Origin of the sequence: Sorangium sp. So ce375 (genome assembly GCF_051473855.1) — a bacterium.
Lineage (GTDB): Bacteria > Myxococcota_A > Polyangia > Polyangiales > Polyangiaceae > Sorangium.
Genome location: NZ_CP150335.1, coordinates 5,567,258 through 5,593,769 on the forward strand (window position 1 = coordinate 5,567,258; position 26,512 = coordinate 5,593,769).

Sequence of the window (26,512 nt, forward strand, 5' to 3'; positions counted from 1 at the left end):
CCGCTTTTAGCTCGACGGGGGGCGGCGTCCAGCGCTCTCGTCGCTCACGCGGCCTTCGTGAACGACCCGCGCGCGCGTCACGGCGCGCGCCGTCCCCGTGTCCCGGCGGATGGCCGCGGCGCCGCGCCGCCGTCGGCCGCGGCAGGGCAGCTCTCCGCGGTCTCGCCGGTGCAGCACTCGGCCTGGTTGGCGCCGAACATCGGGCATCGGCTGTTCACGCAGGCGGCGTGGCCATGGACGTAGGCGAGCGGCGAAGTGCAGAGCGGGCAGCGCACCGCGACGGACTATAAGACCGGCCGGTCTTCGGCGGAACAGGAGAGAGAGCGACGCCGAGGACGACAAGAAGTTTCCTTCCTGGCGTCCTCGACGTCCTACCGCCTTGTCGCTTCGTCAGAGGGTCAGGGCACGAGATCCTGCACCGCCTGCACCACCGCCTGGGCGTTCATGCCCAGCCGCTCCATCACGATGTCGCCGGGAGCGCTCGTGCCGAAGCGGTCGATGCCGAGGGCGATCCCCTTGGAGCCGACCCACCGGTGCCAGCCGAAGGTGACGCCCGCCTCGATGGACACGCGCCGCGTACAGGCGGCGGGCAGCACCGCCTCGCGGTAGGCGTGGTCCTGGCGAGCGAACCGCTCCACGCAGGGCATCGAGACGACGCGGACGCCGGGGCCGAGCCGCTTCGCGGCCTCGACCGCGTGCTGCACCTCGCTGCCGGTCGCGATCAGGATGGTCTCGAGCGCCGCCGTCTCCTTGACCAGGACATAGGCGCCGCGCCGGACGCCCTCCCGCTTCGCGACGGCGTCGCCAGGGAGCAGCGGGACGGCCTGGCGCGTGAGCGCGAGGACCGTCGGGCCGTCGTTGTGCTCCAGCGCGGCGATCCAGGCGCCGGCCGTCTCCTCGGCGTCGGCCGGCCGGATGACGTCGAGATCGACGATCGCGCGCAGCCCGGTGACGGTCTCCACGGGCTGGTGCGTCGGCCCGTCCTCGCCCACGCCGACCGAGTCGTGCGTGAAGATGTAGATGACCGGCAGGTGCGACAGCGCGGCCAGGCGGATGCTCGGCCGCAGGTAGTCCGCGAACACGAGGAACGTCGCGCCGCTCGGGCGCAGGCCGCCGTGGTACGCGATGCCGTTCATGATCGCGCCCATGCCGTGCTCGCGGATGCCGGCGCGGATGTTCCGGCCGGCGGGGTGCTCCGGATCGAAATCGGTGCTCGACGCGATGTAGTTGAACGTCGAGCCGTAGAGGTCGGCGCTCGACCCGATGAGCGCGGGCACCGCCTCGGCGACGGCCTGCAGCACGGTCTCGCCGGCCTTGCGCGTGGCGACCTTGGTGCCGGCGGCGAAGGCGGGGACGCGCGCGTCGAGGTCCGCCGGCGCCTTCTTCGCGATGCCGTCGTCGAGCTGCCGGGCGAGCTCGGGGTTCTTCGCGCGCCAGGCCTGGAAGGTCGCCTCCCACGCCCCGCGCACCTTGCCGAGCTCTTCCTTGTGCTTCGCGAAGTACTGCTTCACCTCCTCGCTCACGTAGAAGTGCTCCGCGGGCAGGCCCAGGTTCTTGCGCGCCTGATCCACGAACTTGGCGCCGCCCTCGCCGTGCGCCTTCTGCGTGCCGGCGACCTCGGGGATCCCCTTGCCGATCAGGGTGTGCGCGACGACGAACTTCGGCTTTCCGCTCTTCGACGCCCGCGCCTGGCCGAGCACCCGGTGGACGGCCTCCAGATCGTTGCCCTGCTCGATGTGGAACACCTCGAAGCCGTAAGCCTCGAAGCGCTTGGCCGTGTCCTCGCTCTGGGTCTTGATGGCCATCGCGTCGAGGGTGACGTCGTTGGCGTCGTAGATGAGGATCAGGTTGTCGAGCTTGAAGTGCCCCGCGAAGGAGGCCGCCTCGGCGGCCACGCCCTCCTGGAGGCAGCCGTCGCCGGCGAGGCAGTAGACCTTGAGATCGAAGATCGTGTGCTCCGGCGTGTTGTAACGCGCGGCCAGCATCTTGGCGGCCACCGCATGCCCAACGGCGTTGCCCACGCCCTGGCCGAGCGGGCCCGTTGTCGCCTCGACTCCCTCGGTGTAATGGAACTCCGGGTGGCCGGGCGTCTTCGACTCCCACTGCCGGAAGCGGCGGATGTCGTCGAGCGACACCGGATAGCCCGAGAGGTGCAGCCAGGCGTAGAGGAACATGCTGCCGTGGCCAGCGGACAGGACGAAGCGATCGCGGTTCAACCAGTGCGGTTCGCTCGGATCGTGGCGGAGAAGGTCGCCGTAAAGCGCGGCACCGATCTCGGCGGCCCCTAGCGGTAGGCCGAGGTGACCGGACGAGCAGGCGTGGACGGCATCCATGGCGAGGCCGCGGGCGATCGAGGCCGCGGCGGCGAGCTTGGCGAAATCAGGCATGGCGCGCACTCTAACCTACTTCTTCGCGAAGCGCGCCCCTTCGCGCACCCTCCCCCGCCGCCCGGCGCCTGGACTGCTCCGAGCGCGCCTCGGCGCTCGGAGCAGTCCAGGCTTTCGTGGGATGCGCGGGGGCCGCGGGGCGGTCCGGCCATTGGCTGCACCATGGCGGACGCCCGCCGCGCGGCGCGCTGCGCCCGCGGAACCCCGGCAGCTGCTCGCGCGGCGCCGGCCGGGGGACGGCCCCGGATGGACATGCCACCGTGCGCCGCCGCCCTGGGGCGCGGGCGGACGCGATGGAGCCGCGGCGGCCTTCGCCGCCGAGGAGGATGTTGCCACGCGCGTCGAGCGCGATCTCGGTTCCTGCTTCCCGGTATGGGCTGCTGCCGAATCGTCTGCTCCGTATCCCATGGCCCGCCGGGTCGAGCTTGACGCCGGGAGCGCACACGACGCCCGAGCGTGAGGAGCTGCTGCGCGGGAGATGGGGATGGAGCGTGAGCGCCGAAGAGCGAGCGGGCGCCTCCTTCGCGAAGGAAAGCGAGTGAGGAGAGCCGACATGGGACCTCGTATCGAGACGGGAAGCTCCCACCTCCTGCGTAGGTCGATGATGGGGACGACCCGTGTGGCTCAGCCCACCCTCTCTTCTACCTCGTACGACCTTCCGCTCTGTCGCCGACAAAGACGTGCCAACGCTGGCCAGCCCGTGGTACGAAAAGAGAGAAGGGAGATTTCCTGTGTTGGGGCCGCCAGCTCACAACGTGTGTGTCTGCTCGTTCGCCATACGCCGCGGCGTGGCGAGCGGGCGCACGAGGCTGGATCGAGCGTACTGAGACCGGCAGAGATCGATGACAGAGCAAGAAACTCCGCTCTCCGGGCTCGTCCTCATCGTGGACGACAGCGCGGACAACCTGGCCGTGCTGTCGAGCGCGCTCATTTCTGATGGCCTGGAGGTCGCTGTCGCGCGCGACGGCGAGGAGGCGATCGAGCTGGCCAGCCGGACCCAGCCGGACCTCGTCTTGCTCGACGCTCTGATGCCCGGCCTCAGCGGGTTCGAGACGTGCCAGCGGATCAAGGCCGATCCGGCGACGCAGAGCATCCCCGTCATCTTCATGACGGCGCTCGCTGAAGCGAAGTTCAGGATCCAGGGCTTCCGCGTGGGCGCAGTCGACTATGTGACAAAGCCGTTCGAGAAGACCGAGCTCCTGGCGCGGGTGCACACCCAGATCTCGCTCCGGCGCGCAACGCGGGCTCTCGAGGAGCGGAATACGAGGCTCTCGGAGGAGATCCGGGAGCGCGCCAAGGCGGAAGAGGCGCTGGCGCAGGCCGTGCAAATGCTGCGCGACACGAACGCGCGGCTCTCGCAGCAGCTGATGCAGAGCGAGCGCGCCGAGGCGGCCAGGGCGGCGCTGCAAGAGCAGATCATCGCGGCCCAGCGGGAGCGGCTCCTCGAGCTCTCCGCTCCGCTCATTCCGATGATCGAGGGCGTCCTCGTGATGCCCCTCATCGGCACGGTGGACGTCGAGCGTGCCGGACAAGCGGTCGAGACAGCGCTGCGCGGAGCGAGCGAGCGCAGGGCGGACTATCTCATCATTGACATCACCGGCGTAAAAGCGGTAGATGAGACGGTTGCACGCATGCTCGTGCAAGCGGCGATGGGGCTCTCGCTGCTCGGCACGCGAACGGTCGTCACTGGGATCCGCGCAGAGGTAGCGCAAACGTTCGTGGCGCTCGACCTGCACCTCGATCAGCTCGTGACGAAGGCCACCCTGCAGTCGGGCGTGGAGCACGCGCTGCGGGCGCGCGGCCGCCGCCAGCACAAGCTCGAGCTCTGAAGTACCGGAGAATTCCGTTGTTCGCCCGGCGTCTCCGCCGGACCCGAAGAGGAGCTGAACCGGGATGGATCTGAGAGACTACGTTGTGGGGGAGGTGTTGCACGAAGGGGCCGAGACCCGCGTGTGCCGCGCGGTCCATCGTCCCTCCGGCGACAAGGTGGTGCTCAAGCTCCCTGTGGCGGCCGCGCCGAGCTCGCGCGTGACGGGGCGCATCCTGCATGAGCACCACATCCTGACACAGCTTGGAGGTGTGTCGGGGGTAGCGCGGGCGCGGGAGCTCCTGCTGTGGGGCGGCACGGCCGCGCTGGTGATCGAGGACCCCTGCTTCCGGTCGCTGGATCTACAGCTCGCCGAGCGCGGGCGCCTGCAGGTGGAAGCGGGGCTGAGGCTGGGAGCGCTCCTTGCTCGAGCCCTCGAGGCCGTGCACGCGGCCGGGATCACGCACAAGGATATCAAACCACAGAACGTGCTCGTCGACGCGGCGTACACGCAGATCAAGCTGCTCGACTTCGGCATCGCCTCGTCGCTGCCGCTGGAGGCGACGGCGGCGAGCTTCCCCGAAGGGCTCGAGGGGACACTGGCGTACATGTCGCCCGAACAGACGGGCCGCACGGCGCGAGCGCTCGATCCCCGCACCGACCTGTACTCGCTCGGAGTGACGCTCTTCGAGGCGCTCTCAGGGCGGCTACCGTTCACCGAGCGCGACCCGCTCTCGCTGGTGCACGCGCACCTGGCCAAGGAGCCGCCGTCCCTCGACGAGGTCGTCCCCGACGTGCCTCCGGGCCTCGCGGCGATCGTGTCCAGGCTCCTCGCGAAGAACCCCGACCGGCGGTATCAGACGGCCAAGGGGGCAGCGGAAGACCTGGAGCGAGCGCTGCGCACGTGGCGCGAGCGGGGCGCGGTGGAGCGCTTCACGCTCGGGGACAAGGATTTCTCGCAGAAGCTGCGGCTGCCGGACGTCCTCGTCGGGCGGGAGCACGAGCGCGATCTCCTGGGCGCAGCCTTCGCCCGCGCCGCCGAGGGCGCGGCGGAGCTCGTGCTCATCGGCGGCCCGTCCGGCATCGGCAAGACGGCGCTCGTGCGCACCGTCTACCGGGACATCGCGCGTGCGGGGCGCGGGCTCCTGATCTCGGGCAAGCACGACCAGCTCGCGCGGTCGACGCCCTACGCGGCCATGGCACGAGCGTTCGGGGCGCTGATGCAGCAGTGGCTGGCGAGCCCGAAGCCGACGCTCACGGCGTGGCAGGAGCGAATCAGGGCCGACGTGGGGGACAACGCCCGGCTCATCGCCGACGTGGTGCCGGAGCTCGACCTGGTGATGGGCAAGCTCGCGCCGGTGCCGCCGGTGCACGGCGAGCAGGTGCTCGCGCGCCAGAAGCTGACCTGGCTGAGCTTCGTGCGGGCGGTCACGACGCCGAACGCGCCGCTCGTGATGTTCCTCGACGACATGCAGTGGGCCGACAGCGCCACGCTGGAGATCCTGAGGACGCTGCTGACCGACGCGGAGCGAAGACAGCTCCTCTTGCTCGCGGCGTACCGCGACAACGAGGCGCCCCTTGAGCACCCGCTGTGGAGGCTCGTGGCGTCGGTCGAGGAGAGCGGGGCGAGGGTGTCGAGGATGTCGGTGCACCCCCTGTCGGCGGAGCACGTGCAGGCGTGGGCAGCGCGGGCGCTGGACAGCGAGGCGGCGCGGGTGGAGCCGCTCTCGCGTATCCTGTGGCAAAAGACGCGAGGAAACCCGTTCTTCATGGAGCAGCTGCTGCTGTCCCTGCACCGGCAGGGCAAGGTGGCGCGGGACCCGGAGAGCGGCGCGTGGCGCTGGGGCCAGAAGGAGCTCGAGCAGGCGCAGGTGACCGACAACGTCGTCGCCCTCTTGACGGACAAGCTGCTCGAGATGCCTGAAGCGACACAGCAGCTCCTGGGGCTCGCGGCGTGCGCGGGGCACGCTTTCCACCTCCACGACCTGGAGCGGCTCAGCGGATGGGAGCGCGCCCGGGTGACCGGCGCGCTCTGGCCCGCCCTGCAGGAGGAGCTGGTGGTGCCGGCCGATGGAGCCTACCGGACCGCGCAGGCGCTGGGAGAGGTCGGAGCCGGAGCCGGAGCCGGAGCCGGAGCCGGAGAAGGAGCGCCCGACGCTGAATACCGCTTCTTGCACGACCGCGTGCAGCAGGCGTGCTACGAGCGGGCCCCGCCGGCGCAGCGCGTCCTGGCGCACCTGGAGATCGGCCGGCGGCTGTGGGCGCGGCATCGGACGCAGGGGGGCGCACCGCAAGAGCTCCTCGAGCTGGTGCGGCACCTCAACCTGGGCTCGGCGCGGATGGACTCCGCAGGCGAGCGCGAGGCGCTGGCGCGGCTGAACCTCGAGGCCGCGCGCGCCGCGAAGGCGGCGAGCTCGTACCGGCTCCTCGTGAGCCTCGTCGAGACCGCGCAGGACTTGCTGGGCGAGGACGCCTGGCGCAAGGACGCGCCGCTGTGCGCGGAGCTCGCGCTCGAGCGGATCGAGGCGGCCTTTCTGCTGCGAGAGTTCGACGACGTCGAGGCGCGGTGCGCGCGGCTGCTCGCCATGCCGCTGCCGGCGCTCACAAGGCTCTCGGCGCACGAGATCCGCGTCCGCTGCGCGCAGGCGGCGGGCCAGTTCGCGCGAGGGGTCGAGCTCGGGCTCGCCGCGCTCACGGAGCAGGACATCGCATTCCCGGACGCGGACGATGCGCGCGGCGCCGCGCTCCTCGAGGAGTCCGCCGAGCTGGATCGATGGTTCGAGCTCGACCCGGACGCGTTCGAACGGATGCCGCTCGATCCCTCCCCGGAGCAGGTGCTCATCGATGCGCTGACGATGCACCTCATGGTGTGTGCGGCGATCGGCGGTCAGCCGATGCTGTCCGGGCTCGTGATCGCTCGCGCCGTGCTGAGGGTGCGAGAGCGGCGCGTGCTCACGCCGGTCTCACCCTTCATCATCGTTTGCTTCGCGAACGTCTGGTCGCTCACCACAGGCATGTATCGTCGCGCCGCGTGCTGGGTCAGCCCTGGCGTGCGCGCAGCCGAGCGTGTCGCGTCGCCCTTTCTGGCAGAGTGTCTGTCCTTCCATGGGCAGTACACGGCCTACTCCCGCCCCGCGGACGAAATGGCGCCCATCTTCGAGCGAACCTGCGCGACCGGCCTGAAGGTCGGCTCGTTCCAGGGGATGAGCTGGGGGTTGGAGGGCGACCTGTTCTATTACCGAGTGTGGCGCGGCCAGCCGCTCGGGCAGCTCGAGGCGCACCGGGCGGCGCGCTGGGGGTTGATGCAGCGCGCGGGGACCGCGCTCGGGACACACTATTTCGAGGCGATCGCATCGTGGTGCGACCTGTTGACGACCGCCGACGGCGCGGGGAGGCTCCTGTCGGGCGAGCCGCTCGCACGAGGATCGCGCTCCCTCCTGGCCGACGGAGACGGGATGGCAGCCGAGCTGGCTCGCATCCTCGAGACGCACCTGTTCATCGTCACCGGCGCGTACCCGAAGGCCCTCTCGCGGGCACGGGAGGCCGAGCAGTTCCGCCTGTCCATCTTCGGCTTTCCCCCGGTCACGGACATACCGCTCTGGCTCGCGCTCGCGGCCGCGAGGTGCTGGCCGGAGGCCGCGGACGCGGCGGAGCGGGCCGGGCTCAGCGAGGACATCGAGCAAGGCCTCGCGCGGCTGAGGTACTTCGCCGAGGGGAGCGCGGACAATTTCCTGCACAAGCTGCGCCTCCTCGAGGCCGAGCACGCCCGCGTGCAGGGCAAGACCGACGAAGCCATGGCCAGGTACGACGAGGCCATCGAGCTCTCGCGCGAGCAGCGGTTCTTTCACATCGAAGCCCTGGCTGCTCAGCTCTGCGCCGAGTTTCACCTCGAGGCGGGCAGGAGCCGTATCGCCGCGCTGTACCTGCGCGAGGCCAGGGACGCCTATGTTCGCTGGGAAGCGCACGCCGTGGTGGCCCACCTGGAGGCGAGGTGGCCCGCCCTGCTCCGCGCGCCTGTCCGGCCCGCGACGGCGGAGCGCCGCCGCACGACGGGCGTCGCCACGCTGACCACCACGGGAGTCACGGGCGGCGCGCAGCTCGACGTGAACACCGCGGTGCGCGCGGCGCGGGCGCTGTCGAGCGAGCTCGACCCGGAGCGGGTCGTCGGGCGTCTGATGGAGCTCGTGCTGGAGAGCGCCGGGGCGCAGCGCGGCGTGCTGCTGCTGGGCGAAGGCGAAGAGCTCTCGGTCGTGGCGCGGCTCTCGGTGGAGGGGGGCCACATCGAGACGGGCCTGTCCGAGCCGCTCTCTCAGAGCAGCGATGTGGCGAGGACGGTGGCGCACTACGTGGCGCGCACGAACGAGCCGGTCGTTGTGGACGACGCCAGGTCTGACGCGCGCTTCGCGTCCGATCCACACCTGGCCTCGCGCGCCGTGCTCTCGCTCCTTTCGCTTCCCCTGTCGCATCGAGGGCGCCTCCTGGGCGTGCTCTACCTCGAGCATCGCGAGGTGCCTGCGGCGTTCCCCGAGCGGCGGGTAGAGCTCCTGTCGGTGCTCGCCGGGCAGGCCGCCATCGCCGTGGAGAACGCCCTCCTGTACCGGGACCTGGAGGCCAAGATCAAGGAGCGCACCGTCGAGCTCCGCATCGCGAAGGAGGCCGCGGAGCGCGCCAGCCAGGCCAAGAGCGACTTTCTCTCCAGCATGAGCCACGAGCTGCGAACGCCGCTCAACGGGATCATGGGTTATGCCCAGATCCTGGAGCGAACGCCCGATGTCCCGCCGGCGTGGCGGGAGGGCCTGCGGGTCATCCAGAAGTCGAGCGAGCACCTGCTCTCGCTCATCAATGACCTGCTGCACCTCGCCAAGATCGAGGCGGGCAAGATGGACTCCGTCCTGACGGAGTTCCGGTTGCCCGCGCTGGTGCGGACGGTGGTCGACCTGTGCCGGGTGCGCGCCGAAGCGAAGGGGATCACGTTCTCTCACGAGCTCCGCGGTCCTGCGCTTCAGGCCGTCCGTGCCGACGAGAAGCGGCTGATGCAGGTGCTCTTGAACCTCCTCGGCAATGCCATCAAGTTCACCGAGCGGGGAGGTGTGTCCCTCCGTGTCGAGGTGCTGGAGGAGACCGTCCCTGCAGGGCGGATGGTGCGGTTCCGGGTCGAGGACACGGGTCCCGGGATCGCCCCGGAGCACCTGTCGCGCATCTTCGAGCCCTTCGAGCAGGTGGGGGAGCAGAGCGCGAAGAGCGAGGGCACAGGGCTCGGCCTCGCCATCACGGAGAAGCTCGTGCAACAGATGTGTGGCGCGATCGAGGTGCAAAGCGAGGTCGGCGAGGGCAGCGTCTTTACCGTGACGCTTCCGCTCGCCGAGGCGCAGCTCGCGACGAGCCCAGGCGAAGCCAGGGGGTGGGACACGATCGTCGGCTATCAGGGGGAGCGCCGCACGATACTCATCGTGGACGACAATTCCGACAATCGCGCGGTGGTACGCGAGCTCCTCGGCCCGCTCGGCTTCGATCTGTGCGAGGCGGACGGCGGCGAGGCGGCGCTGCGCACGGCGGCGCTGCGCGCGCCGGCCCTCATCCTGCTGGACGTGTACATGAAGGACATGGACGGCTACGAGACCGCGCGTCGACTCAGGCTCACGCCCGAGCTCCGGCAGGTCGCCATCCTGGCCTCGTCGGCGAGCGTGTCCGAGGCCGAGCGGCAGCAGTGCGCCAGCGCCGGCTGCGATGACTTCTTGCCCAAACCGATCGTGGCGAGCGCGCTCCTGGACAAGATATCGCGGTTGCTGGGCATCGAGTGGCTCCGCCGCGATGAGGCCCCCGCTCGGGATGCGCCGGCGAAGGAGCCCGAAGGCGGCGGACACCTCGCGCCGCCTCCGGCCGATGAGCTGGCGATCCTGTCGGCGCTCGCGAAGAAGGGGCTCGTCCACAAGATCCTGGAGGAGGCGGAGCGGATAGCGCAGCACGATCCGCGGCTCAGACCCTGGATCGAGCAGCTCACGACGCTGGCACGCAGCTACCAGACCCGGAAGCTGCGGGACTTTGTCGGCGCGTACGGTCCAGGCGGCGCGGGCGGCGCCGACGGCCGCGCGGATCCGCAGGAATCGACGTAGCGAGTCGCTCAGATCGGGGGGACGAAGCCAAGGATGGCGGGAGAGAGCCGCCGGGTCGCCCTGACCTGGGTCCGGTCGCCAACCTGGGTCGGGTCGCCCTCAGCCTGCCGAGCGAGCCTCGGGAAGGGTGGTGAGCGCGGCCGGCGTGCTCGGCGCGACGCTGCGGTACCGATCGTGCCCAGGCGCCTTGTACAGCAGCACGCCGTCCTGGAGCCGCCCGCCGGGCCGGACGAGCGGCAGGAGCCCCGCCCCCTGCTCTTCGCCGCGGAGCACGTCGAGCTGCCACGCGGGCTCGGCGCCCGCGACAACGCGCGCCAGCCATGCCCGTCGGGCGTACCGCCGCGCCGCGCCGAGCACGGCCAGCCCGAGCCCGAGGACGGCGAGGCGCGACGGCGACACCGCCACGGGTGCCCCCTGCCGGGCGAGCTCCGCGCACGCTCCCCCGAGGAAGAGCCACACACCAACGGTCGTGAGCACCCGGTCCGGGCCGTCGTGCGAAGGATCCAGCCGCGCGCGCACGGCGCTCACGACGACGACGGCGTACGAGGCCCCGAAGACGAAGCCGAGCGGCCCCCCGAAGATGCTGCCGAACAGGGAGCCCAGAACGAACTCCCCGAAGGCGCGGCTCCCATCTCCGTGCGTGAGGACGCCCATGCCCGCGAACGACAGGCCGGCGTTGAGCGCGCCAGCGAGCGCGCCGCCCCCGACGCACCGCAGCGCCGCGGCTCGAGGGGTCGTCGCGCGCACGGCGAAGCGGACCAGGATCGAGCTGAGCAACGCCGTCGAGAGGGCCACCACCGCGACGGCGCCCGGCCGGATCTCGATCCCGTGGCGCGCTGTCGGGATCCCCCAGACCGCGGGCAGCGCCGCCGCCGCCGCGAACGCGACGACCGCGGCGAGCACGATCCTGTCGGGCGTCAGCCAGGTGGGCGGGGACCAGGGAACGGGGGGCGTCGGGTGCTTCATGCGGCCTCCAGAAGCGCCGAGGACGCCCGGCGAGGGCGGCGGGCGCGCGCTGCTGCTCTGACCCGCCATCGAGGTCCAGCCATGGAGCGCCTCGGGAGAGGTCGCAACTTTTTTGAGGAGGCCCTCGGCACCACCGCGTCCCCCGCCTCGCCGACCCTCCTCCCGCTGTCAACGCGGTCGTTACCCCGATCCGGGGCGGGTCGCCCGTTCGAGCAGCCGCTCCACCGTCGCTGTCTGCAGGTCGCGCGTCTGGGCCGTGAGCGAATAGAGCATCGCCTCGCGGAAGAGGCGCTGCGCTGCGTGGTCGAGGAGGTTGGCGCTGCCGCCGGTCGCGGCGACCGCCGCGTGCGCGGCCCTGACGCCCAGATCGATGCACCAGGCGCGAACGCGGACCGCGTGCTCTCCATGAGCCTCCACCTCCGGCTGGTCCGCCCATGCATCGACCTCGGCGCGGGCGGCCTCTCTCTCGTCCTCGAACGCCCGCGCGGCGCCCGCCAGGCGCGCGCTGCCGCGGCGCTGGGCCAGCTCCGCGAGCAGGGCCGCGGCGGCGCCGGCCGCGCCCAGGGAGAGCGCCGACGGCGTGAGCAGGCCCGCCACGTCGCGGGCGGCCTGCTGCTCGCGCGTCAGGGTCGCGATCACCTGCTCGGGGCCGACGCGCAGATCGCGCAGCGTCAGCGACACCGTGGCCGAGGCGTTCATCGCGCTGAGGCGCAGCGGCGGCGAAGCTTCGATGGAATCGCTCGCCTCCAGCGACGTCAGGACGTACATCAGGCGGCCATCGGGGAGCGCGCCGGCGAGGACCGCATCGTCGGCGATCCCATGGCCGGTCAACCAGGGCACGGTGCCGTCGAGGCGGAACCCGTCACCATCGGGCTCGATCCTGACCATCGGCGGGCCCGGGCGGCGGACGTGCGAGAAGCCCACGGTGCAGAAGCGCTCGCCGGAGGCGAAGCGAGGCAGGACGCGCTCCTTGAGCGCCTCGTTGTCGCCGCGCGCGATGAGCGGGCACGCGGCGGCGTGCTGCATCTGGACGAACGCCGTCACCCCGCAGGCGCCGGCGAGGATCTCCAGGACCTCGCGCGCGACCCGCGGCGGGGCGCCGTGACCGCCGTAGCACGCGGGCGTCGCGATCCCGAGGAGACCGGCGTCCGCGAGCGCGCGGATGTGCTCTCGGGGGACCGACGCGGCCTGATCGGTGGCGTTCGCCGAAGGGGCGAGCACGAGCGTCGCGAGCAGGCGGGCGCGCTCGATCAGCGCGCTGAAGCCGGTTGCGGTGAGCGGCGTGGGCGATCCGGAGGACATGCGAAGGGAGTGTATGCCGCGGCAGCGGCGCGACCCAGCGACCCGACCCAGCCTCGGGCGGCGGCAGGCGGCGGAGGGGATCCGGCCGGCCGCGGGGGCGCGCGTGGCGAGCTGTCCGTCGTCGCTATGGGGACTGGCAAACGGCCCCGAGTGCCCCCCCGAATGCCCCGTCTCCACCTGCTCGCGCCGGACGGCAGCCTTGTACCCGACCGCCGTACGTGGCCGCGGCTAGACCTCTCGCGGCCCGCCTGGCACACCATTCACATTAGAGTTTCGGGGAAATCAACAGAAGAGAAGAACAACCGCAAGGGCGCGAGGGGCGCAAGGGGAAGACAGGAAACTATCTCATCTCTCATCTCTCATCTCTCATCTCTCATCTCTCATCTCTCATCCCTCATCCCTTGCGCCCCTTGCGCCCTTGCGGTTATTCTCTTTCCCGTACTCCCTTATCCTTGGAGCTTGCTCCCCGGCGGATCGTTGGGCTTTGCAACTCATTGAATTTAGACGATTCTCAACCCGCTTGGGGCTCTAGGCGTTTCACATAGTGGATCTTGGCGTATCCCCTCGGATAGTCGAGTATGGCCCCGACCTGCGTGTAGCCCATTTTCTCATAAAAAGCTGGCGCCTGGAATGTGTGGGTCGCCAGAGTCACCTGCGAGCAGCCTCGGCGAGCCGCCTCCGCCTCTGCTGCATGCACAAGCGCTGTACCGAGACCCCGACCGCGGTGAGCCTCATGCACCCACAACAGGACGATGTCGCAACATCCGCCCCACGTATGCCCGCTCATGGCCGCGATGACGAGCCCGTTGGCATCTACGACGCGAGCGTGCAGCGGCATGCCATCCGCGATGCCCGTCGCAGAGACATTGAATGCTTCGATTCGCTCTTCAAGGAAGGTGTTAATCTCGTCGGCATCGCCACTCTCGACCGTGACATCAATGACGCGCATGCCCATCATGTTAGCGCATTCGGTGGAGATGGGCCTTGCCAGAGGTGTAGCGCGGCCGGGGGGCCTTGCGCCTCGCCGGTGCCCCTCACCTCTCGCCGCTCGCGTGAGCCCTACCCGACTCGCGCCCCGCACTCGACGTCGGCCGGAGCTCGCCATGGTGCTGGGCCAGAGAGAGCGCCGGCGACACGCGAATGCTACAGCATCACATGAATTGCGCACAAAGGCGACGCAACAACCAAGTTGCCGCCACACTGCCAACCTTCGCCGGCAGCGCCACCGCCTGGGCCCGACGTGCAGACCGTTAAAGGCCGACGCATCGGACAGCAAAATTACAACGGTAATCACTGAGCGTCGCTGTCTGCGATTTCGGTGGAGACACAGTAGATCAAGTGGGGTACTTTCCACACATGATCCGCAGGCGGCAGACAACCCAGCTCCGATTCGACGCGGCGGCTCGCAGCACAGCGCTCGCGCTGGCTTCGTGCGCGGAAGCCGACGCGTCCCGTGAGGGCAGGCGGCAGTGGTGCGCCGCGCTCGCGCTCGCGCTCGGAGCTGCAGCGTGCGGCAGCGACAGCACCGATGGTTCGAGCTCGGGTGACGCGCTCGGCAGCGGCGGTGCCACGAGCAGCAGCGCTGCCACGAGCAGCAGCGCTGCCACGAGCAGCGGCAATGCCACGAGCAGCGGCAATGCCGCGAGCAGCAGCGGAAACAGCGCGGCTGCATCCGGCGGCGCGAACCCCACGGGCGGTCAGAGCGGCGACGCGACCTCGGCCGGAAGCGGTGGGAGCGGCGGGTCCGGCGGCAGCACGAGCGATGAGCCGCCGAGCTGCGCGCCCGGCGGACCGGGGCTCTCGACGTGCGGGCCGGACGGCAACGAGAGCTGCTGCACGAGCCTGCTGGTCACGGGAGGCACGTTCTATCGAACGTACAGCAACAACGGCAGCGGAGCGACAAACACGAGAGATCCCGCGACGGTGAGCTCGTTTCGCCTGGACAAGTACGAGCTGACCGTGGGCCGCTTCCGGCAGTACGTCGATTACCTGGTCGCCGGCGGCTCCCCGCCCGCGGCTGGCAGCGGCAAGCACACGCATTTGAACGACGGCCAGGGTGTGGCCGACAGCGGGAAGCGAGGAAGCTTCGAGCCTGGTTGGAACTCGAGCTGGGACAGGTACATTCCGACGGGCCCGGGCGCAGCAGCCACGTGGACCAAGAACCTGACCCCGACCGTATACGGCACCTGGACGAACAAGGCCGGCGACAACGAGATGCTGCCGCTGACGTTCATGAACTGGTACGAAGCGCACGCCTTCTGCATCTGGGACGGCGGCTTTCTGCCGACCGAGGCCGAATGGAAATACGCATCCGCCGGCGGAGACGAGCAGCGCATGTATCCCTGGGGCTCGAAGGATCCCGGTTCTGGCAACCAGGTTGCGATCTACGATTGCTACTATCCGACGGGTCGGCGAGGCAATTGCACGGGCGTCGTCAACGTGCCGGACGTCGGGAGCACCCCGCTCGGCGTCGGGCGTTTTGGACAGTGGGATCTCTCGGGCAGCGTGTGGGAGTGGAACCTCGACGTCTATGCGAACTACGCGAGCCCCTGCGAGGATTGCGCAAACCTCACCGGCGGCACGAATCGGGTGCTGCCTGGCGGCGGCTTCCACACGGGGTTGATGCCGTACCTCCTGTCGTCGAATCGCTCGGCGGTCTCGTACGATCCCGGGAACTATCGCGGAGACTACGGCGTCGGCGTGCGCTGCGCGCGCACGCCGTGACAACCTCGTTCGTCGCGCAGCCAGGGACGCACGAGGCGACCGCCGCCGATCTCCAGGAGGCGCGCGGCGAGGAACAGGAGCGCGCGAGGGCGCGCTTTCGCCCACGAGCAGCGCTCCGGCGCCGAGCCGGCGCCGAGGGCGCTCGTCGCTCGGCCGTACGCGAGCGAGCTGAGCTTGAGCGCGCGGCGCGCACGTCAACCAGCGCGCCGACGTGTGGCTGCGACGGACGCTGCGCTGGCCGGGCAGGACGAACACCAGGCACACTGACAGGGGTTCCGCCGGATGGCGGATTTCGAAATGAGCGCTCCCGCGATCCGTACGCTGTCGAGCGGCTACGGAGCGGCTACGCGGACCTTGCTGCGAAGTGGATCCTCCGGCAGGCTTCCGGCATGACGTCCCTCGCCTTCGCGATGCCGGCGGAGATCGTCGACCCGAGCGTCGTCGCTCCGCCGGGCGATCTGTACAGCAACGAGCCGCCGATGGAGAGCTACCAGCACCTCGTCCAGATGATCCTGCTGCTCGAGAGCCTGGAGCTCTTCTGGAAGGACCGGGCCGACTTCTTCGCCGCGGGGAACCTGACCATCTACTTCAGCCCCAGGCAGCTCAAGACCGAGCACTTCCGGGGCCCGGATTTCTTCGTCGTGCTCGGCACCGAGCGGAGGGCGCGCAAGAGCTGGGTCGTCTGGGAAGAAGACGGCCGGTACCCGAACGTGATCGTGGAGGTGCTCGCGGACAGCACCGAAAGCACCGATCGCGGCCTCAAGAAGCAGATTTACCAGGACGTCTTCCGGACGCCCGACTACTTCTGGTTCCATCCCGAGACGCTCGAGCTCACGGGCTTCCACCTCGTCGACGGGCAGTACGAGCCGCTCTCCCCCGATGCTTCCGGACGCCTCTGGAGCGCTCAGCTCGAGCTCTTTCTCGGCGTCGAGGCGGGGCAGCTCCGCTTCTTCACCCCCGAGGGAGAGCTCGTGCCTGCTGGCAAGGAGCTCGCGGAGCGGGCCGAGTCCGCCGAGCAGCGCGCCGCGTCCGCTGAGCAGCGGGCAACGCGGCTGGCGGCGAGGCTCCGGGAGCTCGGCGTCGATCCCGACACGCTGAAGTAGCGATCGCGCCCCGCACGCCTCGCGCTGCTCCTGTCACGAACACGATGAAGCTCTATTTCAGCCCTGGCGCCTGCTCGCTCTCCCCGCACATCGCGCTGCGCGAGGCAGGCCTCCAGTTCGAGCTCGAGCAAGTCCACCTCGGCACGAAGAAGACCCGTTCGGGCGCCGACTTCACCTTGATCAACCCCAAGGGCTACGTCCCCGCGCTCGAGATCGAGGGCGGCGAGGTGCTCACCGAGGGGCCGGTGATCGTCCAGTACATCGCCGATCGGAGGCCCGAGTCCGGGCTCGCGCCCCCGGCCGGCACCCTGGGCCGCTACCGGCTGCAGGAGTGGCTGAGCTTCATCAGCACCGAGCTGCACAAGCAGTTCTCGCCCCTCTTCAAGCCGAGGGCGACGGACGAGCAGAAGAACGCGGCGAGGGCGATCCTGGGCCGGCGCTTCGCCTACGTGGCCCACCGCCTCGAGGGCACGACGTACCTCTTCGGTGAGCAGTTCACGGTGGCGGACGCGTACCTCTATACCGTGCTGACCTGGACGAGGTTCGCGGGCGTCGATCTCGGCGGCTGGCCCGTCCTCGGCCGCTACAAGGAGCGCGTCGGCGTCCGCCCTGCCGTGCAGGCGGCCGTCGAGGCCGAGCGGAGGAAGTAGGCAGCCGGTGAGCCGCCGGGGATGCGCGTCGACGCCGCGATCACGCGCGCGTTCTGCGCCAGCGTGATCCGGGCGATCAGGCGGGCGCCTGCGCGCGGCGCAGCCCGATGACCTGCGCCTCGGCGAAGAGCGCCACGGCGAGCGCCTGCACCGCGACGAAGGCGTAGCCGAGCGCGTTCGGCTCGAACCAGCCGAGCGCGAGGAGGAGCACGCTGTCGACGACCCAGAGCGCATTCGCGACGACGACGGCGACGACCGCCCCCCGCGCCGGACGCTCGCGCGTGCCGAGCCACGCGACGAGCGCCGCGAACGGGAGCAGGCTCGCGCCTGCCCAGCGGAGCAGCGCCTCGGGGAGGCCGGTCAGGCCGGCGAGGGGCGCCGCGGCCGAGAGCATGAGCAGGCCGGCAGCGCCGCTGAGCGCCGCGTCGGCGAGGAGGACACGGCGCAGGAAGTGAGGCGAGATCACGAACGACATGGTGGGCTCCTTTCGTTGGGGTCGGGGCTCGTCGCCCCGCGGTCGGGGCTCGTCGCCCCGCGGTCAGGGCTCATCGCCCCGCTGCGGGCGAGATCTGCCGCGCAGCGGACGCGCGTGGCGCGCCGGGTGTCCGCGGCGTCCCTGATGCGGCTCACCTTGAGGTGCCGCCGGCATGGGGTCGATTACCTCCCAGGTAATGGGCGTCATTTCCCGGCGTGCTAGGGTCGACTCGCGATGATGAGCTCACACCCGCCGATCGGAGGTCTCCTGCGCGAGTGGCGCCAGCGCCGTCGAATGAGCCAGCTCGATCTCGCCTGTGAGGCCGACATCTCGACACGCCACCTGAGCTTCCTCGAGACCGGCCGCGCACAGCCGAGCCGCGAGATGGTGGTCCGACTGGCGGAGCGCCTCGACGTGCCCTTGCGCGACCGCAATCAGCTCCTCGTGGCGGCGGGATACGCGCCCGTCTATCCGGAGCGCAGCCTCGACGATCCCGCGCTCGCGGCGGCGCGCAAGGCGGTCGATCTCGTGCTCGCCTGCCACGAGCCCTTTCCGGCCGTCGCCATCGATCGGCAGTGGACGCTGGTCGCCGCGAACGCCGCCATCGGCCCGTTCCTGGCCGGCGCCGACGCCGCGCTCCTCCGGCCCCCCATCAACGTGCTGCGCCTGAGCCTGCACCCAGGGGGCCTCGCGCCGCGCATCGAGAACTCACGCGAGTGGCGCGCGCACCTCCTCACCCGCCTGCGCCGCCAGATCGAGGTGAGCTCCGATCCCGCCCTCGTGACGCTGCTCGAAGAGCTCAGCCGCTATCCATCACCGGAAGGATCCAGGCGCCCGGAGCCCGTCCGCGAGCCCGACCCGGTCGCCATCGCGGTGCCGCTCAGGCTCAGGACGGAGGGCGGTATCCTGAGCTTCCTGAGCACGACCATGGTCTTCGGCACCCCGATCGACGTCACCCTGTCCGAGCTCGCGGTCGAGTCGTTCTTCCCCGCAGACCAGGCGACCGCGGAGGCGCTGCGCGCGACGGCGCGGCGCCCTGGACAAGGGCCCTCAGCAGCTGAATCGCATCCGAGCCAGCTTTGAGGGCGCGCGCCGCGCGCGTCGACGAGCCCGGGTTGCCCGCGCTCCCCTGAGCAGCGCCGGGAGCGCACCCCGTGCATCGCGATGAGCAGCGCTGGCAGCGCTACCGGTGCATCGCGATGTCGTTGCGGGGAAAAGGCTTGATGCGTCGGGTGTGCCGCACGCTGGACGGCGTGGTCTTGATCCGCCCGGGGGATCGCGCGGGGCGCGCGGAGGGCTTCTTCTTCGAGGTCGGCCGCGAGGCCTCGCTGGCGGGCTCGCTCTCGGGCCGCGCCGCACCGGCCTGGACCGGCTCCTGGAGCTCCGGCGCGAGCAGCGGCCGGGGCGCCTCGACGACGCTGGCGAGGAGCGTCGCCTCGGTCGTGGCCGCCAGGGCGCCGCGGGGGGCAACGGCGGCGAGCTCGGCGCTGTCGGCTGCGGGCGCGGCGAGGCGGACGCCGAAGAACAGGCTGGCGCAGGCCAGCGCGGCGCCGATCGCGGCGACGGCCGCGAACCGCGCGGATGGCGCCCTGCGCTTCTTGCGGCGCGCGGTCGTGCCCAGGACCGCCGTCGTGCCATCGGCGTTGTCGTCCTCGCAGAGATCCGCCTCCACGACCGGTATCGACGGGGATGTCTGGACAGGGTTGCGCCGGGTGACCACGCCGTCCTGCGAGCTCACGGGCGGCGCCTCGACCGCGCTCGCCACGCCCGCGTCCCGGGCCGCCGGAGCCGGCGTCTCGGTGCCCCACTTGCGCGACGACAGCGCCCGTTCGAGCGCGTCGGCCATCTCCTTCGCCGACCCGAAGCGCGCGCTCGGGTCCTGCTGCAGGGCCCTCGCCATCCACTCGTCGACGGCGGTCGGCGCGTCGGCCCGGTGCGCGCTGGGCGGCGTGAACCTCCCCCTGTGCACGGCCAGCGTGAGCGCCGCGAGCGTCTCTCCGGCGAACGGGGTCCGCCCCGTGATCGCGTGGTAGGCGACGACGCCGAGCGACCACAGATCCGCGCGAAAATCGAGGTCCCTCGGGCTGACGAGCTGCTCCGGGCTCATGTAGAGCGGCGTCCCGACGACGTTCCCCGTCGACGTGACCCGAAGGTCCCGGACCCGCCTGGCGATACCGAAGTCGAGCACCTTGACGAAGGTCTCCCCATCCACCTCGGCCAGGAACAGGTTGTCGGGCTTGATGTCGCGGTGGACGATGCCGAGACGGTGCGCCTGTCCGAGCGCCTTGGCCGCCTGCGCCACGATGCGGGCCACCTCGCCGAGCGGCAGCCGGCCCTGGCGGCTGATACGGGCCCTCAGGTCCTCCCCGCGAAGGAGCTCCATCGCGATGTACGGCATGCCCTCCGCCGTCAACCCGTGATCGATGACCTGCGCGACATGGGGGCTCGTGATCTGCGCCGCGGCGACCGCTTCTCGCCGGAACCGCTCCACGTAGCCAGGGTCGTCCGCGTACTCGGGCGACATGAACTTCACGGCCACCTGAGCCTTCAGCGGAAGGCGATCGGCGACCCAGATGCTCCCCATCCCGCCGCGCCGGAGGATGCGCACGAGCCTCAGCGAAGGCGTCACCATCTGTCCGGTGTGCAGGGGCATACCTCTGCTACTCCTTCTCGCACAAGCCCGGGCCGGTGGGTCCGTCAGCTCCGGCGGGAAACTCGCCCGAATGGCGTAACTAGATCACTACGCCGCCTTGATTGCCTCTGCAAGGGAAACAAAGTGCTCTCCGTCACGTGCGAGTCTCACGTCGCGAGTCGCGAGTCTGCGCACATTGCACACATTGCGCACATCGCGCACATCGCGCACATTGCACACATTACGCACATCGAGCCCATCGGGTCGCGTACATCCCCAAAGGAACGCAGGGGTCATCGAGCACCGAGGTGCGATATGGCGGCACGGACGGACATCGCCCCTGCGCCGATGTCGGCGCATGAGCGCTGAGGAGCGCCGCTATCATCAGTTGGCATCCAGCTGGTCTCCAGCTGGTCGAGAGGGCCCGCCGTCGCGAGCGAGGACGACGAATGGTTGGAGTTGAAGCTCAGCCCTTCGAGGGCTTCGGCCCGAGCGGGCCGCCGTCGGTCGGCAGCCGCGAGTAGACGCCGGGGTGCGCCGACGCGAGCCACTGGTTCACGTGGCCCATCACGTGCGGGCGCTCGGTCCTGAGCTGCAGATAGCGCTGGCCGCGAGGGACGAGCACCTTCTCGGTCACGTTGCCGCCGAACTGCTCCGCCAGCACGCTCACGACCGGATCCACGTCGAAGAACTTGCAGCTGAAGAGGTCGAAGAACGCCTCATCGCTGTCAGGGAAGATGTGCAGCGTGATGTGCGACTCCGCGATCATCACCATCGCGCTGATCACCGGCGCCCCATCGCGCGTCGCGGTCTTCACCACGATGGGGCGCATGATCGGCGTCATCCCGATCTTCGCGGGCAGGTGATCGAAGATGTCGAAGAGGGTGTCGAGCGACGTGGGGCCGCGGTACGGGCTGAACTGCAGGAAGAGGTGGGGGCCGAAGTCGGCCTCGGGGCTCACGATCTCGTGCCCCCTGCGCGCCTGGAGATCTCCCCCTTCGCCGCGATCGACCGTCTGCGTGAACACGCTCCGGCACGGGAGCGTCGTCTGGAGCATCATCTGGACTCGCTGGGGATCGAACGTCCCCGGGTACACCAGATCGGCGAAGAAACACTCGCGGAAGCTGAAGGTGTGGATGGTGAGGTGGCCGCCGAGCAGCAGCACGAAGGCGCTGATGCCGCAGTCCTCGGCCACGACGCCGTTGTAGTACGGGAGCATGAACGGAGGCATCACCGGCTTCAGCCGGAGCACCCCGGGTATCTCCTCCAGGAGCTCTTGCGCCAGCTTCACGTCATCGAAACGGCTCCGGAAGCCGTGGAAGCCATCCATCGTGAAATGGGTAAGGTTCTTGCGTGCCTTATGCATGTTGCCCCTTCGTCGACGAGTTGAGCGATGCTACTCCACGCGGAGCAGGGGCGTTCGGAGAAATTTGGCGAGCTGCCTTCCCTCCTCGCGTCATTCATGTGCGCCATCCGATGATCAGGTGGGGAACCCGGGCACAAGCGTGCCTTTCGTGCGGCGATGGCTCGCGATCCGCTGCATCTTCATCCATCGGCTCACCTCGGCGCGTCAGATGAGCCCGCCGGCACGGCGCGCGCCCTCAGCACAGCGCTCGCCCGCCGCCGCAGCGCCGCGCGGGCGCCACGGATCAGGATCCGCGACGCGCGGCGTGGACGAACGCAGCCCCTCGGGCCCGCCCGCGGCTCGCCGGCGCTGCGCTCGTCCGGCGCGCAGCGGCCGCCGGCGCGGCGCGTGGGAGGCTCATCGACTCTTGACTTCAAAAAAAGTCTTTCATTTGGCCTCCACAACCACCCTCCACGCAGCGCTTTGGGCGCCGCGCGTGTCGAGGGCCAGCGCGGGAGTCGCGAGGACGGGGTGAGGCACCTTGGGCGCTCGACATCGTCCGACGTCGGAGGGCGGGCCTGTCCAGCGCGACACGCGCGGGGCGCTCCGAGCCGCCTTGGCGCGCCGCCTGCGCCGCGCCCCGGCGTCCCCCCTCGCGCCTCCGCGGATCACGCGCCGCGACACGGGGGTTGTCCCCTGGAGGAGGATTGACCCCCTCTCGCCCGCTGGATGCCGGCTCACTGAAAGAGTTCACCTGGTTAGGACGGCCTGGACGCTCACAGAGCTCGCACGTACGCCGGCAGAGGAAATCCACCCGGCGAGGCTGATGCGTAGGGGTGCGATAAAAAATGAAGCGCGGGTGTCATCCATGGTTGCCCCGACGCGCGGAGGCGTAGAATCGCCGGAACCATGAGCCGATCCCCCTCCGACAAGGACGCGCACAAAAAGGCAACGGTCAGCCCCGTGCCGTCGCGAGGGAACCCGCCGGAGACGCTCGCGTCGCGCAGCAGCGCCAGCAGCAGCAGCAGCCTGCCGTCGGCGCCGCCCCCGACGCGCAGCAGCGCCAGCAGCAGCACCGGCATGCCGCCGGCGCCCGCATCGAACCGCGGCGGCAGCACCCTCCCGCCCCCTCAGCAGCACGCCCCGCCCCCGGCGCGCGGCAGCCATTTCCCGGGCGACCCGCGCGTGCGGCGAGACCGGCCGAGCGTCCCGCTCGCTGCGCACGGCAGCTATCCGTCGCAGGACGCGCGCGGCTGGCGAGACCGGCCGAACGCCGCGCCCGCGGCCGCGGCGCGCAGCGGCGGCCAGCCCTTGCAGGATCCGTTCGACCGGTGGGACCCGTCCGAGGGAGCTCCCGCGCCCGCGACCCAGCCGCCCGAGCCGCCGAGCTCGCGCGTCCCGGAGGCGTCGCGCCACGACGACCCCGGCCGCGGCCACGCGCCGGCGTCATCGCCGGGCAGGCGCACGGCGCCCAACGCGCCGTCCGTGAACCAGCCCGCGCCGTCGGCCCGTCCCTCCGCGGGGCGCGAGCCGCAGCGGCTCCACGAGCCGCACGGCGGCGGCCACGATCCGTACACGCCGATCAACCAGATCCTCGGCTACACGCGCCTGCTCGTGGCGTCGCTGCAGGGCAAGGTCGCGCCGCAGCACATCGAGGACATCCGCAACATCGAGCTCGCGTCGCGCAAGCTGCTCGGCATCGTGCAGGCGATGGAGAACGGCGACGAGGACGCGCCCTCGAGCGTGAAGGTCAGCGTCCCCTCCCCGCACGAGGAGCCCGCGATCCACGCGGAGATCGAGGGCAGCGGGCGCGGCACCATCCTCGTGGTCGACGACAGCCGGGGCAACCGCGACGTCCTCTGCCGGGTGCTGCAGAACAACGGCTACCGCACCGCCTCCGCCGAGGACGGGCCGCGCGCGCTCGGGCTGGCCGCGCGCGAGCGCTTCGACGCCGTGCTGCTCGACGTGAACATGCCCGGGATCAGCGGTCTCGGCGTGCTCTCCGCCCTGCGCCAGAGCCGGTCGCAGGCCGAGCTCCCCGTGATCATGGTGACCACGCGCGGCGCGAGCGAGGACGTCGTCGAGTCGCTCAAGCTCGGCGCCAACGACCACGTGACGAAGCCCATCGACTTCGACATCCTGCTCGGGCGGCTCGACACGCAGCTCACGCTGAAGCGCTCGCGCGAGCAGCTCTCGCAGCTCGCGGCGGAGCTGTCGGTCAAGAGCGAGTTCATCCGCAAGACGTTCGGCCGCTACCTGAGCGACGACGTGGTGAACCGCCTGCTCTCCTCGCCCGAGGCCCAGCTCCTCGGCGGCGAGGAGCGCGAGGTGACCATCATGATGACGGACCTCCGCAGCTTCACGACGATGACGGAGAACATGCCGCCCGACATCGTCATGCGGCTCCTGAACGGCTACCTCGGCGAGATGGCGCGCATCATCGTCGCGCGAGGCGGCACGATCATCGAGTTCATCGGCGACGCGATCCTCGCGCTCTTCGGCGCGCCGTTCCCGGCCGGCGACGACACCCGCCGCGCGGTCGCCTGCGCGCTGGAGATGCAGATCGCGATGGACGCGGTGAACGAGAAGAACAGCGCGGAGGGCCTGCCGACGCTGCAGATGGGCATCGCGCTCAACACCGGCCCGGTCGTCGTCGGCAACATCGGCTCGGAGGCGCGCACGAAGTACGGCGTGGTCGGCGCCCAGGTCAACCTGACGTCCCGCATCGAGTCGTGCACGGTGGGCCGCCAGATCCTCATCGCGGACACCACGCGCCGCGCCGCCGGCGCGGGCCTCCTGCTCGGCCAGAGCCACGCGCTGGCCGTCAAGGGGTTCTCGAACCGCGTGCTGGTCCACGAGGTCCTGGGCCTCGACAACCCCGAGCGGCTCTACCTGCCCGAGCGGCGGGTCGAGATCCTCTCGCTGTCGTCGCCGCTGCCGGTCGTGTGCGCGCGCCTCGCGGGCAAGCGGGTGGAGGGCGAGCCGCAGTCCGCCTTCATCCTCGGGCTCTCCCCCTTCGGCGCCGTGCTGCGGCTGCACCCCCGCCCAGCGCCCTTCACGAACCTGCATATCCACCCATCCAGCGCGCTCGCCGAGCAGCTCGGCGGCGAGCTGCACGCGAAGGTGATCGAGCTCGACGCGCGCGCCGAGGACGTGGTGCGCATCCACTTCACGTCGTCGCCGCCGGGGCTCGCGGCGTTCGTTCAGAAGCTGCACCGCGCGGAGGCCTAGCGGCTCACGGCGCATCGCCTACCCTCCGCCCTCGCAGCGCAACACGGCCCCTTCACGCGGCCCCCCACATCGAGGTAGCAGACGCCCATGCCTTCCCTGACCGTCGCGGGCCCTGCGGGCGCGCTCCACATCGTCGATCATCCAGCCGCCAGCCCTCACCCCGACGCGGGCGCCGGCTCCTCGCGCGAGGCGCTGCCGGTCGTGCTCGTGCACGGGATGGTCGGCCACGCCGGCTTCTGGGAGGCGGCGCTCGCGCACACCGCTGGCCGGCGCCGCGCCGTCGCCATCGACCTCCGGGGGCACGGCGCGTCGGAGCCCCCGCCCGACGCGGACTACGCTCCCTCCGCGTGCGCGGCCGACGTGCTCGCGGTCCTCGGCGCCTTGGCGCTCCCCCGCGTGGCGCTCGTCGGCCACAGCTACGGCGCGCTCGTGGCGCTCGCCGCCGCGGCCGCTCATCCGGAGCGGGTCGCGCGCCTCCTGCTCGCGGACCCGCCCCGGGATTTCACGCAGATCCCGGCGGAGGTCCAGGCGCAGCACTTCCCGCCCTACCTCGCCGCCCTCGCGGCGGACGGCTGGCGTGACACCGCCGTTGCCACCTTCAGCGAGGCGCTCGCGGGCAGCACGCCCGCGACCCGGCAGACGGTGCTGGCGCGCGCCGCCGCCACGCCGCACGACCAGATGCTCGGCATGTCCCGGCATTTGCTGGAGTTCGAGGCGGTGAACGCGCTGGACCGCTACCTCGCCGCGCCGGGCGCCCGGGCCCACGCCATCCTCGCGCCCTCGAACGCATGGCCGCAGAGCCTGCACGCGCTGAGGCCCGCGCTCACGGCGGTCGTGCTGCCGGAGACAAGCCACTGGCTGATGCTCGACGCGCCGGCGGCGTTCGCCGCCGAGCTCGAGGCATGGCTCGACGCCGCCTGACGGAGCGCTCGCGTCCTCTCACGAGATTTGCGTTATCGTAGCTCGCGGGATGCGGGGGCGGGGTACCCCGTCGTCGTGGACGCTTGCTGACGGAGGCACGCATGAACGGCACGAAAATCGATATTCGCACCCACGATGGCGTCGCGGACACGTATATCTCGCATCCGCCGGGGCCGGGCCCCTTCCCGGCCGTGCTCTTTTACATGGACGCAGTGGGGTTGAGAGAGGCCCTGTTCGCAATGGCCGATCGGCTGGCGTCGCACGGGTACTACGTGTTCCTGCCGAACCTCTTTTACCGTGCGGGGGCGTTCGCGCCGTTCGACGCCAAGGTCGTGTTCGCCGGCGGCGCCGAGCGCGACCGGCTCATGAGGCTCGTCGACGGTCTCACCGACGCCGAAGTCCTCCGCGACACGGCGGCCTTCCTCGATTTCCTCGCCCAGCAGCCGCTCGTGCGAGGACCGAAGATCGGCTGTACCGGCTACTGCCTGGGAGGCGGTTTCTCCATCCTGGCTTCGGTTCACTATCCCGAGCGGATCGGGGCGGCTGCTTCGTTTCATGGCGCGGGGTTCGTGACCGCCCCGGGGAGCCCAGAGGTGATCGCGCAGCGGGCTCGGACGCCGGTTTACGTCGGCGTCGCTGAAACCGATCGTCGACACACGCCGGAGGTGACCGCGCGCCTCGAAGCGGCCTGCACCGAAGCGGGGGTCCCGCATGCGATCGAGCTCTACGCGGGCGCCTCGCACGGGTTCGCGGTGAACGATCTGCCGGTCTACGACCAGGCTGCGTCGGAGCGCCACTGGGAGCGTCTTCTCGCTTTTTTCCGCGAGAACCTGGGCTAACCTGGCCCACACTGGCG

At 70.7% G+C, this 26,512-nt stretch carries 18 protein-coding genes; 9 read left to right on the forward strand and 9 right to left on the reverse strand.

The genetic code is table 11. The annotated features are described in order from the left end of the window. Nucleotides 1-398 precede the first annotated feature (398 nt). Nucleotides 399-2,387: a transketolase gene (tkt, locus tag WME90_RS20665; RefSeq protein ID WP_437282879.1), complete on the reverse strand. Its 1,989-nt coding sequence runs from the start codon at nt 2,385-2,387 to the stop codon at nt 399-401. A gap of 842 nt (nt 2,388-3,229) precedes the next feature. Between tkt and WME90_RS20670 the strand changes: the two genes are divergently transcribed. Continuing rightward, nucleotides 3,230-4,216, forward strand: a complete 987-nt coding sequence (locus tag WME90_RS20670; RefSeq protein ID WP_437282880.1) for a response regulator — start codon at nt 3,230-3,232, stop codon at nt 4,214-4,216. 64 nt (nt 4,217-4,280) lie between these two features. After that, a complete protein-coding gene (locus WME90_RS20675; protein ID WP_437282881.1) occupies nt 4,281-10,307 on the forward strand; it encodes an AAA family ATPase in 6,027 nt (2,008 codons plus the stop codon). A 99-nt stretch (nt 10,308-10,406) separates the two neighbouring features. On the opposite strand, the gene WME90_RS20680 is transcribed toward WME90_RS20675, so the two are convergent. The 5 genes from WME90_RS20680 to WME90_RS20700 all read right to left on the reverse strand — a co-directional run bounded on the left by WME90_RS20680 (nt 10,407) and on the right by WME90_RS20700 (nt 14,428). Continuing rightward, nucleotides 10,407-11,273, reverse strand: a complete 867-nt coding sequence (locus tag WME90_RS20680; protein ID WP_437282882.1) for a hypothetical protein — start codon at nt 11,271-11,273, stop codon at nt 10,407-10,409. Nucleotides 11,274-11,453: 180 nt separating this feature from the next. After that, nucleotides 11,454-12,575 (reverse strand): acyl-CoA dehydrogenase family protein, encoded by a 1,122-nt coding sequence (locus WME90_RS20685; protein WP_437282883.1) that lies wholly within the window; start codon nt 12,573-12,575, stop codon nt 11,454-11,456. 511 nt (nt 12,576-13,086) lie between these two features. After that, nucleotides 13,087-13,533: a GNAT family N-acetyltransferase gene (locus WME90_RS20690; protein WP_437282884.1), complete on the reverse strand. Its 447-nt coding sequence runs from the start codon at nt 13,531-13,533 to the stop codon at nt 13,087-13,089. Nucleotides 13,534-13,909: 376 nt separating this feature from the next. Next, nucleotides 13,910-14,266 (reverse strand): hypothetical protein, encoded by a 357-nt coding sequence (locus WME90_RS20695; RefSeq protein ID WP_437283775.1) that lies wholly within the window; start codon nt 14,264-14,266, stop codon nt 13,910-13,912. A 6-nt stretch (nt 14,267-14,272) separates the two neighbouring features. Beyond that, nucleotides 14,273-14,428 carry a hypothetical protein gene (locus WME90_RS20700; protein ID WP_437283776.1) on the reverse strand — a complete coding sequence of 52 codons (156 nt, stop codon included), beginning with the start codon at nt 14,426-14,428 and terminating at the stop codon, nt 14,273-14,275. Between WME90_RS20700 and WME90_RS20705 the strand changes: the two genes are divergently transcribed. The 3 genes from WME90_RS20705 to gstA all read left to right on the forward strand — a co-directional run bounded on the left by WME90_RS20705 (nt 14,421) and on the right by gstA (nt 17,052). Beyond that, complete coding sequence (locus tag WME90_RS20705; RefSeq protein ID WP_437283631.1) at nt 14,421-15,299, forward strand: formylglycine-generating enzyme family protein; 879 nt, start codon at nt 14,421-14,423, stop codon at nt 15,297-15,299. The genes WME90_RS20700 and WME90_RS20705 overlap by 8 nt on opposite strands. A gap of 389 nt (nt 15,300-15,688) precedes the next feature. Next, the gene (locus WME90_RS20710) at nt 15,689-16,402 is read left to right on the forward strand and encodes a Uma2 family endonuclease (RefSeq protein WP_437282885.1); all 714 of its coding nucleotides are present in this window, start codon (nt 15,689-15,691) and stop codon (nt 16,400-16,402) included. 44 nt (nt 16,403-16,446) lie between these two features. Next, the gene (gene gstA, locus WME90_RS20715; protein ID WP_437282886.1) at nt 16,447-17,052 is read left to right on the forward strand and encodes a glutathione transferase GstA; all 606 of its coding nucleotides are present in this window, start codon (nt 16,447-16,449) and stop codon (nt 17,050-17,052) included. Between the two features lie 76 nt (nt 17,053-17,128). Here gstA and WME90_RS20720 read toward each other — a convergent pair whose 3' ends face one another. Beyond that, nucleotides 17,129-17,527, reverse strand: coding sequence for a hypothetical protein (locus WME90_RS20720; RefSeq protein WP_437282887.1), 399 nt, complete (start codon nt 17,525-17,527; stop codon nt 17,129-17,131). 234 nt (nt 17,528-17,761) lie between these two features. Between WME90_RS20720 and WME90_RS20725 the strand changes: the two genes are divergently transcribed. Next, the gene (locus WME90_RS20725) at nt 17,762-18,610 is read left to right on the forward strand and encodes a helix-turn-helix domain-containing protein (RefSeq protein ID WP_437282888.1); all 849 of its coding nucleotides are present in this window, start codon (nt 17,762-17,764) and stop codon (nt 18,608-18,610) included. Between the two features lie 100 nt (nt 18,611-18,710). On the opposite strand, the gene WME90_RS20730 is transcribed toward WME90_RS20725, so the two are convergent. Then, a complete protein-coding gene (locus tag WME90_RS20730) occupies nt 18,711-20,180 on the reverse strand; it encodes a serine/threonine-protein kinase (RefSeq protein WP_437282889.1) in 1,470 nt (489 codons plus the stop codon). Between the two features lie 445 nt (nt 20,181-20,625). After that, nucleotides 20,626-21,525, reverse strand: a complete 900-nt coding sequence (locus WME90_RS20735; protein WP_437282890.1) for an S-adenosylmethionine decarboxylase — start codon at nt 21,523-21,525, stop codon at nt 20,626-20,628. An 888-nt stretch (nt 21,526-22,413) separates the two neighbouring features. Between WME90_RS20735 and WME90_RS20740 the strand changes: the two genes are divergently transcribed. The 3 genes from WME90_RS20740 to WME90_RS20750 all read left to right on the forward strand — a co-directional run bounded on the left by WME90_RS20740 (nt 22,414) and on the right by WME90_RS20750 (nt 26,495). Beyond that, entirely contained in the window at nt 22,414-24,735 is a 2,322-nt protein-coding gene (locus WME90_RS20740; protein WP_437282891.1) for a response regulator, read from the forward strand. A gap of 87 nt (nt 24,736-24,822) precedes the next feature. After that, nucleotides 24,823-25,656, forward strand: coding sequence for an alpha/beta fold hydrolase (locus tag WME90_RS20745; RefSeq protein ID WP_437282892.1), 834 nt, complete (start codon nt 24,823-24,825; stop codon nt 25,654-25,656). Nucleotides 25,657-25,757: 101 nt separating this feature from the next. Further along, a complete protein-coding gene (locus WME90_RS20750; protein WP_437282893.1) occupies nt 25,758-26,495 on the forward strand; it encodes a dienelactone hydrolase family protein in 738 nt (245 codons plus the stop codon). Nucleotides 26,496-26,512 lie beyond the last annotated feature (17 nt).